Source organism: Mycobacterium innocens (genome assembly GCF_900566055.1).
GTDB classification, from domain to species: domain Bacteria; phylum Actinomycetota; class Actinomycetes; order Mycobacteriales; family Mycobacteriaceae; genus Mycobacterium; species Mycobacterium innocens.
Genome location: NZ_UPHQ01000054.1, coordinates 1 through 12173, shown reverse-complemented (window position 1 = coordinate 12173; position 12173 = coordinate 1). Strand labels below are relative to the sequence as shown.

The following is a 12173-nucleotide window of genomic DNA, read 5'->3' as shown; positions in this document are numbered from 1 at the left end:
TACCGCGTATCCGGCACCGGCTGAGCGTAGTACCGATGTCCGGGTGCGACCAGCGACAGCCTCGCACGCCGCTCATGCGGGCGGCCGGCGCGGATGAGGTACTTACCTACCCCACTGCGCTGGGTAACCGGTTGGTGACCAGTTTCGGTGTCGACGTCACCTTGTTCGCTTTGCGAATTCCCTTGTCCATCAGCGCTTCAGGGGCGACCTTGCGCAGCAGCGACAGTCCGCGCGCCAGGCGACCGGCCGGATAGCGCACTTTCGGCCTTCGGCTGGTCGCCGCCTTGAGCACGACCCGAGCCACCACCGCGGGATCATCCCCGTGGTGCACTCCCTCGGCGGTGACGCGTCGGGCGTTCTCGCGAGCGGTCACGTAACTGTCGATCAGTGAATCGGCATCGACCGCATTGGCGCCGAACGAGGTCTTGGTGAAACCGGGTTCGACGACTGACACCCGCACACCGAATTCCCGGGTTTCATGATCCAGGGACCACGAGTACCCCTCGACGGCATGCTTCGAAGCCGAGTAGAGCGCGGCGTAGGGCGCGGGCAACAAACCCAACACCGAGCCGATGTTGATGATGCGGCCGCCGCCCTGCGCGCGCAGATGCGGCAGCACCTCACGAGTCAGCCGCACCAGGCCGAAGAAGTTGGTGTCGAAAAGCTGCTGCGCCTGCGCGACCGAGCTCTCCTCCGCGGCGCCGATGATCCCTATGCCGGCATTGTTGACCAGGATGTCGATGCGACCGGCCCGCCGGATCACCGAGGCGACGGCCGCGCTGACCGATGCGGCGTCGGTGACATCCAACTGCACCAATTCCACCCCGGGTACCGGTTGCGTTCTACTCGGGTTGCGACTGGTGCCGAAGACCTCAAAACCCTTCGCCGCGAAAGCGTTCGCCACGGCGAGGCCGATTCCCGAGGAAACGCCGGTAACCAATACCACTGGCGATCGTCCGTTCATCTCCAACTCCTAGTAAACCGACTGGTGTACTTTTGCTTGCGCAATGCTACGCCGCTCGATGCGAGTTGTAAACCGTTCGGTATACTTACAGCCATGGCTGGGCAGCACGCGACGCGCCGGGGCGGCCGCGGCGCACGTCAGCGCATCCTGGACGCCGCTGCCGAGTTGTTCTACCGGGAGGGCATCAACGCCACCGGCGTCGAACGACTGGCGAGCGAATCGTCGGTGTCCAAACGGACTCTGTACCAACACTTTCCGAGCAAGACAGCGGTAGTCGAAGAGTACCTGCGCAGCATTGGAGACGTTGCCGCCAATCCGCTGCGGGTCAGCGGCAAAGCCGCAGAGCAGACGCCGCGCAGCCGATTACTGGCGTTGTTCGACCGTCCCCGCGCCGGGGCAGCACCGCTGCGGGGCTGTCCCTTTCACAATGCCGCCGTAGAGGCAGCGGGCGCGATGCCAGGAGTTCAGACAATAGTCCGCGCAACCAAACAGAATTTCATCGATGGGCTCACCGAACTGGCCCGGGAGGCGGGCGCCGGCGACCCACGCTCACTGGGCAATCAACTCGCCGTTCTCTACGAAGGTGCGGCTGCGCTGGCTACCTCGCTCAACGATTCGTCGACGTGGACGCAGGCCCGCGCGGCAGCTGAGACGCTGATCGACCAAGCGCTCGCCTCATAACGCGCGGGCCCGAAGCCGCAGCTCCGTAGGCTGGATCGGGTGAGCGTTGCACCGGATATGACAGTCGCGCTGCAGGACCGGTTCTTCCGCGCGTTACCGGAACTGGCGGTCCGCTGGCAAGCCGCTACGCCGCCGGACGCGCGGCTGCTCGTGCTCAACGAGCCGCTGAGCAGCGACCTTGACCTCGACGCCGGCTGGCTGGGCAGCCCCGACGGGGTGCGGTTTCTGGTCGGCACCCTGCTGCCCGACGGCGCGGCGCCGGTAGCCCAGGCCTATGCCGGCCACCAGTTCGGCGGCTACGTCCCGCGGTTGGGCGACGGGCGGGCGCTGCTATTGGGTGAGCTCGCCACCGCCGACGGACGCCTGCGCGATATCCATCTGAAGGGTTCCGGACCCACCCCGTTCGCGCGCGGCGGTGACGGCTGGGCGGTCGTCGGTCCGATGCTGCGCGAATATGTCGTCAGCGAGTCGATGCACGCCCTGGGCATCCCGACGACGCGCTCCCTGGCCGTCGTGGGTACCGGTCGCCCGGTGCAGCGCGAGACCGTACTACCCGGTGCCCTGCTGGTGCGCGTCGCCAGCAGCCACCTGCGCGTCGGCAGCTTCCAGTACGCGGCATTCACCGGCGACCTCGGCCTACTACGGCGGCTGGCCGACCATGCGATCACCCGCCACCACCCCGGCGCCGCCGAGGCCGAGCGTCCCTACCTGGCGCTGTTCGAAGCGGTGGTCGCCGCGCAGGCGTCGCTGATAGCCCAGTGGATGCTCGTCGGCTTCGTCCACGGGGTGATGAACACCGACAACATGACCATCTCCGGCGAAACCATCGACTATGGGCCGTGCGCGTTCATGGAGGCCTACGACCCCGAGACGGTGTTCAGTTCGATCGATCACTGGGGCCGCTACGCCTACGGCAATCAGCCGGTGGTCGCGGGCTGGAATCTCGCCCGCTTCGCCGAGGCGCTGCTTCCGCTGCTCGCCGCGGACACCCAGGAGGCCATCGCGCTCGCCGAGCAGGCATTCGGTGTATTCCACGACCGCTATGACGCGGTGTGGTCGTCGGGCATGCGGGCGAAGCTGGGTTTGCGCACACCCACCACGCTGGTCGATGAGTTACTGCCGATGCTGCAGCAGAGCCGCGTCGACTACACCTCGTTCTTTCGGCACCTCGGCCAAGCCGCTCGCGGCGACGCCGAACCGGCGCGCGGACTGTTCGTCGACCTCGCCAGGTTCGACGGCTGGCTGTCGCGGTGGCAGGCCCTGGGACCGGACGCCGAGCTGATGGACCGGGTCAACCCGGTCTACATTCCCCGCAATCACCTTGTCGAGGAGGCTTTGACAGCGGCGACCGACGGCGATCTCGGTCCGGTCGAACGGCTCCTTGGCGCCGTCACACACCCGTATGCCGAACGGCCGGGTCTGGAGCGCTACGCCAGTCCCGCGCCGGGGGATTTCGGCGCCTACCGCACCTTCTGCGGCACCTGAGCACCCGCCATCGCCTACCCTGCTGACCACACGACCAGCAGAAGGAGCTAAGGGATGACGTGGCAGATCGTGCTGTTCACCATGGGATTGATCGTGGCCGGAGTCGCGGCACTGCTATGGGTGTTCTCCGCCGGTGACAAAGCCCGCGCCCGCGGTAAGACGGTGACCATCGGCGCCCTGGGAGCAGCGGTGCTGTTCTTCCTGCTGGGCTGCTTCACCATCGTCGGAACCCGCCAAATCGCCATCGTCACCGCCTTCGGACGCCCCAACGGCGTCAGCCTGAACAACGGCTTCCACGGCAAGTGGCCATGGCAGATGACCCACCAGATGGACGGCGCGGTGCAGATCGACAAGTACGTCAAGGAGGGCAACAACGACCAGCGGATCATGGTGCGGCTGGGTAATCAGTCCACTGCCCTGGCCGACGTCAGCATCCGCTGGCAACTCAAGCAGCCCGCCGCCCCGGAACTGTTCCAGCAGTACAAGACCTTCGACAACGTGCGGGTCAACCTGATCGAGCGGAATCTGTCGGTCGCGCTCAACGAGGTGTTCGCCGCCTTCAATCCGCTGGACCCGCAGAACCTCGACGTGTCCCCGCTGCCGAAGCTGGCCAAGCGCGCCGCCGACATCATGCGCCAGGATGTCAGTGGCCAGGTCGACATTTTCGACGTCAACGTGCCCACCATTCAGTACGACCAGGGCACCGAGGACAAGATCAACCAGCTCAACCAGCAACGCGCCCAGACCTCGATCGCGGTGGAGGCCCAGCGGACCGCCGAGGCCCAGGCCAAGGCCAACGAGATCCTGTCCCGCTCGATCAGCAACGACCCCAATGTCGTGGTACAGAACTGCATTACGGCCGCGATCAACAAGGGGATCAGCCCGCTGGGTTGCTGGCCGGGCAGCTCGGCGCTGCCCACGGTTTCCGTGCCCGGACGCTAGCCGACAAGATTGGTGCCCATGGACATTCCGTTCGCCGACGCCGTCCGCGGCCGCTTCGGCCGCCGCGACGCCGAGTTCGACTTCATCGAGGAGTTCGAACACGAGGCCTTCGATGGTGAGGCAGTCGAGGCGGCACCCGACGCCGTCGACCTACCCTCGGCAGAGCCGGCCCTGCTGCTGCAGAAGATGGAGAACCGGCTGATCCGGCAGCACCTCGCCAACCCGGACGTATTGAGTGACGAGGAACTGCGCACGTTGCGCTACATCCTCAATTTCGCCAGGCTCGCCGACTTCGAGCCGGGTGCCGCCGGGCCCGGGGGCAGCCGCGGCCGTGGTGACGTTTCGGTCGGCGCCGAGGTCGCGCCGTGGCGCTCCAGGGTCACCGACGCACTGTACGGACCGCTGCGCGAAGAGGCCGATCCGGTCACTGCCCTGAAGGCGGCACGTGATGCGCTGCAGGGTCTGGCCGCCGACCAGGACGACCAGCGGCGAGTAATGATCGAGCGCCACGGTAACGACTTCTCGGCCGCCGAGCTGGATTCCGAGGTCGGCTACAAAAAGCTCGTCACGATCCTCGGCGGCGGCGGCGGGGCGGGCTTCGTCTACATCGGCGGCCTGCAGCGGCTGCTGGAGGCCGGCCAACTGCCCGACTACATGATCGGTTCGTCGTTCGGCTCGATCATCGGCAGCCTGATCGCCCGATCCCTGCCGGTGCCGATCGACGAGTACATGGAATGGGCCAAATCGGTGTCGTACCGGGCCATCCTCGGACCCGAGCGGCTGCGCCGCCGTCATGGCCTGGCCGGCGTCTTCGCGCTACGCTTCGACCAGTTCGCGCTGGCCCTGCTCAGCCGGGAAGACGGCGTGCGAATGCGGATGTCGGACTTGGCCATTCCGTTCGACATCGTGGTCGCCGGGGTGCGACGGCAGCCCTATGCGGCGCTGCCGTCAAGGTTTCGCCGTCCGGAACTGGCGGCGCTGCAGTTGCGGTCGCTTCCGTTCCGTCCGATCGGCATCGGACCGCTGGTGGCTGCCCGGATGTGGCAGGTATCGGCCTTCATCGACTTGCGGGTGGTCAAGCCCATCGTGATCAGCGGCGACGACCCGGACCGGGACTTCGACGTCGTCGACGCCGCGTCGTTCTCGTCGGCCATCCCCGGTGTGCTGCACCACGAAACGCGCGACCATCGCATGGTCGGAATCCTCGACGAGTTGTGCGCCGAGAACGACATCGCGGCGATCGTCGACGGCGGCGCGGCCAGCAACGTGCCCGTCGAACTGGCATGGAAGCGGGTGCGCGACGGAAAGCTCGGCACCCGCAATGCGTGCTATCTGGCCTTCGATTGCTTTCATCCGCAATGGGATTCGCGGCACATGTGGTTGGCGCCGATCACCCAGGCCGTCCAGTTGCAGATGGTGCGCAATCTGCCGTATGTCGATCATCTCGTCAAGTTCCAGCCGACGCTGTCGCCGATCAACCTGGCGCCCTCCGTCGCCGCCATCGACCGCGCCTGCGAGTGGGGACGCGACAGCGTCGAGCAGGCCATCCCGGTGACCACCGCGCTGTTGCAGCCGACGTGGTGGGAAGGCGACGGCCCTCCGGTCGCCGAGCCCGCGGCGGGCGCGAAGTCGGTGGCGTCGTCGATGAGTTCGGTGCTGGCCGCGATTCAGTCGCCGACCGGACGCTGGGCACGGTGGCGAAACCGCCACCTGACATAAAACCGCCGGCGACTCGCTCGGGTGGCTACCATGGCCCTCATGCCCGAGCCGGTCCCGGCGTCCGAGGAAACCGCCGTACTCGGCGGCGAGACTGCCGCCCTGCCGAATTCGGCACCCACCGACGCAGTTCACACGGCATGGTCGCACAGCGACGAACCTGACGAATCTGACGAACCTGACGAACCTGACGAATCTGACGTACCTGACGAACCCGACGACAGCCAGGACATCCGCGACGACGACAGGGCTTCCGCAGCCGGACCGGCCGTCCAGTCGTGGGGCACGGCGTGGGGCCGCGCCGCGGCGTTGCTGCTGCTCGGTGTCGGTGTCGCGACACTCATCGTGATCGGCGGTTGGGCGCTGACCACCGAGTCCCCCAGCAGGGGTGCGCAACCACCCTCGGCTGCGCAGCCGACGACGGCCGCTCCGACGGCTACGTCCGCGCCGGCTCCCACGACGATCGCCTCGACCCCGGAGCAGGACAGCGGCTACATCAAAGCCCTCAACGACCGCGGCATCACGTTCGCCAATCCCGATGCCGCCGTCTACAACGGCAAGTTGGTCTGCATGAACTTCCGCCGCGGCATGACGGTGGACCAGATAGTCGCGGCATTTCGGGCCAGCAATCCGGCGCTGAGCGGCAACGCCGAAGATTACGTGGCTATCTCGATGCGCACCTATTGTCCCTAACGCGGCGCCGTCCGGGTGTTCGCGCACCGCGCGGTGGGTACCTACGCATCTATGACGGATCCGAGTAGCCGGAATTCCCGCCAACCCACCAACATCACCGGCCGGCTCACGCGGCGCCGACACAAACTTGCTCCGGACCCCGGCATTCGACGCGCCATCCTGGTGGCCGCCTCGATGTCGGTGCGCGAGCACGGGGTACGAGGGCTCAACGTCGCCACCGTCCTGGACCGCGCGCAGCTGAGCACCCGCGCCTTCTACCGACACTTCGAATCGAAAGACCAACTGGTTGCGGCGGTCTTCCTGGAGGTGGCCCGGGTCGAAGCAACGCGGCTGCGAACCCATATGGCCAAGGCCGCCAACCCGGTCGAGGCCGTTGCGGCCTGGATCGACGCGCGACTGGACCTGGCCTTCGACGAGACCGTGAAGGCAGACCTGCGCCACCTGTCCGTAGAGGCCCAATCACACATGCTCAACACCCCTGAGCTCGTCGCACCGGCATACGCCGAAACGCTCGAGCCACTGGTCGAACAGCTTCACCTGGGCCTGCAACAGGAGGTGTTCCGCGACATCGATCCGGTGAGCGAGGCGCAATCCATCCAGGGTGTGGTGTGGGCGAACACCGAGCAGCAGTGGGCATCCGGTGATGGTGAACGCGACGGCGTTCGGCAACGCACCGTCCGGTTCTGCCTGCGCGGGCTGGGCGTGGCGCCGGACATCATCGCCGAAGTAGCCTGCGCCGGCTGCTAAGCCGGCTGCTAAAAAGGTGCGGTGGACCTCGGCTTCACCGGATCGAAAGCTGTCGTCACCGGCGGCAGCAAGGGCATGGGCTTGGCCATCACGGAAACCCTTGCCGCCGAAGGAGCCAGTGTGGCCGTCGTCGCCAGGGGCAGAGCGGCGCTCGATGCGGCAGTGGACAGGCTGCGCGGGGCCGGCGCCCCGGATGCCGTCGGAATCAGTGCGGACATGGCCGACGCCGCCGCCATCACCGACGCCTTCGCCGCCGTCTCCGCGCGCTGGGGGCAGCTGAATTGCCTGGTCCACACGATCGGACCGGGCGACGGGTATTTCGAAGAGATGGACGATGCGGCCTGGGATGCCGCGTTCACGCTGGGCACCATGTCGGGTGTCCGGTCGATTCGCGCGGCCTTGCCGTTGCTGCGGGCCGCTGACTGGGCCCGCATCGTGACGCTGTCCGCGCACTCCATTCAGCGGCAGAGGTCCGCGCCTGGTCGGCTACACCGCATCGAAGGCAGCGCTGACCAGCGTCACCAAGAACTTGTCGAAAAGCCTTGCCAAGGACGGCATTCTGGTGAACTGCGTGTGCCCGGGGACCATCGTCACGGCCAGCTTCACCGAACAGCTCAACGATGCCCTGGCCGCCGACGGCCTGGATGCCACCAATCCCCACGACGTTATGACGTGGATTGACAAGCGTTTTCACCACCCATGCGATCTGGGCCGCGCCGGTCTTCCCGAGGAGGTCGCGTCGGTCACCGCTTACCTGGTGTCGCGGCGCAACGGCTATGTCACCGGCGCCACGGTGAACGTTGACGGCGGTTCGGACTTCATCTAACCGGCGGTACGACCGTCCCGCCGAAACGGCAGCACATGCACCAATGGCACCACCACCGCTCCGACGGCCAATCCGATGACTGCCGACGCCCCCGTGTCGACCAGCCAGGCCAGCACCGCGCCCGTGGACCCCGCAGCGTGGCGCACCTGCTCCTCGACGTGCTGAACCAAGGCGTAGGGCGGGTGCCAGCCGACGCGGTCGCTGCCGACCAACAGGATGTGGCCGCCCACCCACAGCATGGCCACCGTCCCGACCGTCGCGAGCGCCGAGAGCAGTTTCGGCATCGCGGCGACCAGGCCCCGGCCGACCTGCCGGCCCAACCGGGATCCGGTGTCGGCAAGCCGCAGGCCCACGTCGTCCATCTTGACGATGGCGCCGACGGCCCCATACACCACTGCGGTGATGATCAGGGCAACAACGACGAGGATGACGAGCCGCGGCAAGAACCTCTGGCTGGCCACCTCGTTGAGGGCGATCACCATGATCTCGGCCGACAGGATCAGGTCGGTCCGGACTGCGCCGCTCACCACCTCCTGCTCGCTGGCCGGGCCGGCCTCGGAATCATGACCGCGGATGCTGCCCCACGCTTTTTCGGCACCCTCATAGCAGAGGTAGGTGGCACCCAGCATCAGGATCGGGGTCAGCAGCCACGGCAGGAACTGGCTGAGCAGCATCGCGGCCGGCAGGATGATCAGCAGCTTGTTGCGCAGCGATCCGATCGCAATGCGCTTGATGATCGGCAGTTCGCGCTCGGCGGCGATCCCGTGCACGTATTGCGGGGTGACCGCGGTGTCGTCGACGACCACTCCGGCGGCCTTGACGCTCGCGTGGCCGGCGGCACTGCCGATGTCGTCGACCGAGGCCGCGGCCAGCCGCGCCAGGGCCGCGACGTCGTCCAGGAGGCCGAACAGCCCCGCGCTCATGGCGTCTCCCCCATGGCGATCGAGGTTACCGTTTGCCCGGGCCGGTAGCCCGTCGCGGCGATCAAGCCGGCGGGGTCCAATACACCACTTTCACCGCTGTCATCTCGTCGAGCAGCTCGGGGCCGAAGCCGAAGCCGCTGCCGCTGGCTCGCCGCGGCTCCGAGGCGCCGCCGGGCGCGCCACCGAACACCGCGTTGATCTTGGCCGTGCCCACCGGAAGCGTCCGCCATGCCTGCTGCGCGTGGCCCATGTCCGAGGTGAGCACAGTCGCCGCCAGCCCGTAACGGTCGTTCGCGGCTTCGGTCAGCGCAGTCTGGAAGTCGGCGACGACGCGTACCGGTGCCACGGGACCGAACGTCTCCTCGCTGAACACCACCATGGTCGGGTCACAATCGGTCAGCACCGTCGGCGGATAGAACGCGCCCGGTCCCGGCGCGGGCTCGCCGCCGGTCCGCACGGTCGCTCCCTTTTCGACGGCGTCGACGACATGGCGGTGCACGTGGTCGCGATGACGCCGGTCGACCAGCGGCCCAATCCGGTCGGCCCAGTCGCGCGCCCGGCCGACAAGCTGCTCAACGAAGCGACCGGCCAGTGGCTCCACCACGTAGATACGCTCCACCGAGACGCAGATCTGCCCGGCGTTGGCGAACGCTCCGGTGGCGGCCTGTTCGGCCGCCCAGCACGGGTCCAGGTCGGCATCGACGATGAGGGCGTCGTTTCCGCCGTTTTCCAGGATCGCCTTGGCCCCGCGGTCTGCGCATACTCGAGCGATGGCGCGACCGGTCGCGCTGCTGCCGACGTGCGCCACCACGTCGACGTCGTCGGCCGCTGCCAGGCGGGCGCCGACCCGCGCGTCGCCGTCGAGGATTTCCAGCACGCCATCGGGAAGGCGTGCGGCGAGCAACTCGGCAAAGCGCCGGCCGGTGGCGGGGCATCGCTCGCTGGGCTTGTGCACGACGGTGTTACCGGTGACCAGGGCGGCGCCCAGCAGGCCGGCGGCAACAGCAACCGGGTCGTTCCACGGGGTCAGCACCGCGACCACGCCGCGCGGTTCGGCGATCATGAAGTCCGTTCCCGCCCAACTGCCCTGCAGGCTTCGCCCGTGGCGGTGCGCACCCAGCCGCGGCGAGCGTCGCGGGCGCGGGCAACCGCGCGCCGGCACTCCTCGGCGTCGGCGATCGGGACCCGGGCCACGGTGTCGCCGCTGCGCGGATCAAAAATGGTCAATTCCAGCGTGTCGGGCACGTCTGAGACTTGACCCCAAGCGGCAAGGCTAAACCGCGCTTACCGCATGCAGGAGCGAATTCGGCGCCGTGGTGCCGTTAGCCGCGCCGCGGGCTCACGATGACGAAGGCCGATGCTGGGAAAGGGACGTCGACCGCCCCGATCCGCGGATCGGGCTACTCGGTAGGACGGCACTCGGTGTCGACCAGGGGCACGATCTCCCGGACCGTGCGCAGCGTCATCCGGCCACCGGGGTCTGCGGCCGTCGAGGGCACGACGGCCAGGCAGTCGGCCCCGGCTCGGTGGTAGGCGCGCAGCCGGGCCGCGATCCGGTCGGTGCCGCCCAGCGCACCCACCTGATCGAGCAGTTCGACGGGGACGGCCGCCGCCAGTTCGCGTCGGGTTGCGCCGGTGCGCGCGCTGCGGACGAGGTCGTCGAAGCCCAGCGCGGCGAACATTTCGCCGTAGCCGGGCGGCGCGAGATACACGGCCAGCTGAGCCGCCACCTGCGCGCGCGGCAGCACCCGGGTTGACCGCGACCGGCACCCAGACCGTCAGGCGCGGCGCGCGACGGCGGACCGCGGCGGCAGCGGCGTCTGTGTCGAGGACCTCCCGAACCTGCGCGACGCGCGCCGGCGGCGCGAGGTTGAGCACCACCTCGTCGGCGTGCCGGGCCGCCAGCCGGATCAGGCCAGGACCGAACGCCCCCAACGCGATTCGGGTATCGGGCGGTGCCTCGCGGAGCCGGAAACCGTGGCTGTTGACGTGCCGGCCGACGTAGTCGACGCGCTCGCCGGCCAATATCGACCGCAGGCATTCGATGGTTTCGCGCATGACCGGCACATGGTGTGCCCACGGGCGGTTGTGCCAGTCGCTCACGATCGCCGGACTGGACGCCCCCAGGGCAAGGTCGACCCGATTGCCGGTGAGGGAGGCAACCGAACCCACTCCCAGCGCCAGCGTCACCGGGTCGCGGACACCGACGGCCAGCGGGCCGATTTTCAGGGTCAGGTGGGGCGCCCGCAGCCCGACCGCGGTCGCCAGCGCGAACGCGTCATAGGTGGCCATCTCGCCGATCCAGAGGCCGTCGAAGCCCGCGTCGGAGGCCGCCTGTGCGACTTCCATCGCTTCGTGGTCGGGCCGGTCAAGCCAAAACGGCAGGGCGACCTCGACGTCGATGCCGTTCACAGCATCGACACGTCGCTGGGCTGGTCGAGCAGCACCCGGCCGGACAGTTCGCGGGAGGCCTCGTTGACCTGGAAGTGGGCGGTGGCGGTGAAGGCGTCCCGGAACCGGCGCTGCAGTGGCGAGCTGTCGTAAATGGCGCTGCCCCCCGCCAGGTCGTACATGGTGCGCACCACGTCGGCCGAAGTCCGCACCGCATGCGTGGCCGCCAGCCGGAGCCGGTTGCGCAACGCCACCGGCACCGCATCGGCGTCGTGGCTGGCCCGCCACGCGGTGTCGATCGCCTGGTAGTACAGCGCGCGCGAGGCATCCAGCGCCGCTTCGGCCGTCGCCACCGCAGCCTGGGTTGCCGGGCGTTCGGCCAGTGTGCGCGTGGAGCCCAGGCCCTTCTTTCCAGCGGCCAGTTCGACGAGGTCGTCGATGGCGGCACGCGCATTGCCCAATGCGGCCGCGCCGATCGACAGCGCGAAGAAGCCGAACACCGGAAAGCGGTACAGCGGCCGATCCAGGGCAGGTCCGTCGAACACCGAGAACACCCGGTCGGCGGGCACGAAAACCTCGTCGGCGACGCTGTCGTGGCTGCCGGTGCCGCGCAGGCCCAGGGTGTGCCAGGTGTCGAGGACCTTCAGGTCTGATTTGGGCAACGCGACCACGGAGGGCACCCGCTGATCGTCGACGAAGCAACCCGCGAACATCATGTCCGCGTGGCTGATCCCGCTGCAGAATGGCCAGCGCCCGGACACCACGACACCGCCGTCCCCCGACTTCGCCGTGCCCCGCGGCGCCC

General features: G+C 68.2%; 11 protein-coding genes and 2 pseudogenes. 7 read left to right on the top strand and 6 right to left on the bottom strand.

The annotated features are described in order from the left end of the window. Nucleotides 1-106: 106 nt before the first annotated feature. Nucleotides 107-964, bottom strand: a complete 858-nt coding sequence (locus EET03_RS06725; protein ID WP_075544137.1) for an oxidoreductase — start codon at nt 962-964, stop codon at nt 107-109. 93 nt (nt 965-1057) lie between these two features. Between EET03_RS06725 and EET03_RS06720 the strand changes: the two genes are divergently transcribed. From EET03_RS06720 to EET03_RS06690, 7 genes and pseudogenes are all read left to right on the top strand, one after another. Continuing rightward, nucleotides 1058-1645 (top strand): TetR/AcrR family transcriptional regulator, encoded by a 588-nt coding sequence (locus EET03_RS06720; protein ID WP_075544138.1) that lies wholly within the window; start codon nt 1058-1060, stop codon nt 1643-1645. A gap of 39 nt (nt 1646-1684) precedes the next feature. Continuing rightward, a complete protein-coding gene (locus EET03_RS06715; RefSeq protein ID WP_063472237.1) occupies nt 1685-3130 on the top strand; it encodes a protein adenylyltransferase SelO in 1446 nt (481 codons plus the stop codon). Between the two features lie 54 nt (nt 3131-3184). Continuing rightward, nucleotides 3185-4072, top strand: a complete 888-nt coding sequence (locus EET03_RS06710; protein WP_075544139.1) for an Rv3090 family protease — start codon at nt 3185-3187, stop codon at nt 4070-4072. Between the two features lie 18 nt (nt 4073-4090). Next, nucleotides 4091-5791, top strand: a complete 1701-nt coding sequence (locus EET03_RS06705) for a patatin-like phospholipase family protein (protein WP_075544140.1) — start codon at nt 4091-4093, stop codon at nt 5789-5791. Between the two features lie 39 nt (nt 5792-5830). Continuing rightward, a complete protein-coding gene (locus EET03_RS06700; RefSeq protein WP_244232260.1) occupies nt 5831-6481 on the top strand; it encodes a DUF732 domain-containing protein in 651 nt (216 codons plus the stop codon). A 51-nt stretch (nt 6482-6532) separates the two neighbouring features. Then, on the top strand, nt 6533-7228 hold the full coding sequence (locus tag EET03_RS06695; RefSeq protein WP_075544148.1) for a TetR/AcrR family transcriptional regulator: 696 nt from the start codon (nt 6533-6535) through the stop codon (nt 7226-7228). A gap of 21 nt (nt 7229-7249) precedes the next feature. After that, a pseudogene (locus tag EET03_RS06690) lies at nt 7250-8054 on the top strand (SDR family NAD(P)-dependent oxidoreductase). Here the strand turns inward: EET03_RS06690 and EET03_RS06685 are convergent. The 5 genes and pseudogenes from EET03_RS06685 to EET03_RS06670 all read right to left on the bottom strand — a co-directional run. Beyond that, a complete protein-coding gene (locus tag EET03_RS06685) occupies nt 8051-8977 on the bottom strand; it encodes a DUF808 domain-containing protein (protein WP_075544142.1) in 927 nt (308 codons plus the stop codon). The pseudogene EET03_RS06690 and the gene EET03_RS06685 sit on opposite strands and share 4 nt — an antisense overlap. Before the next feature lie 61 nt (nt 8978-9038). Beyond that, nucleotides 9039-10040, bottom strand: coding sequence for an aldehyde dehydrogenase family protein (locus EET03_RS06680; RefSeq protein ID WP_167470598.1), 1002 nt, complete (start codon nt 10038-10040; stop codon nt 9039-9041). Next, nucleotides 10037-10222 (bottom strand): hypothetical protein, encoded by a 186-nt coding sequence (locus EET03_RS31225; RefSeq protein WP_082274803.1) that lies wholly within the window; start codon nt 10220-10222, stop codon nt 10037-10039. The genes EET03_RS06680 and EET03_RS31225 overlap by 4 nt, the downstream gene beginning before the upstream one ends. 155 nt (nt 10223-10377) lie before the next feature. Beyond that, nucleotides 10378-11326 (bottom strand): annotated as a pseudogene (locus tag EET03_RS06675) (LLM class F420-dependent oxidoreductase). Nucleotides 11327-11385: 59 nt separating this feature from the next. Continuing rightward, a partial coding sequence (locus EET03_RS06670; RefSeq protein WP_122508742.1) for an acyl-CoA dehydrogenase family protein occupies nt 11386-12173 on the bottom strand: 788 nt, incomplete at its 5' end.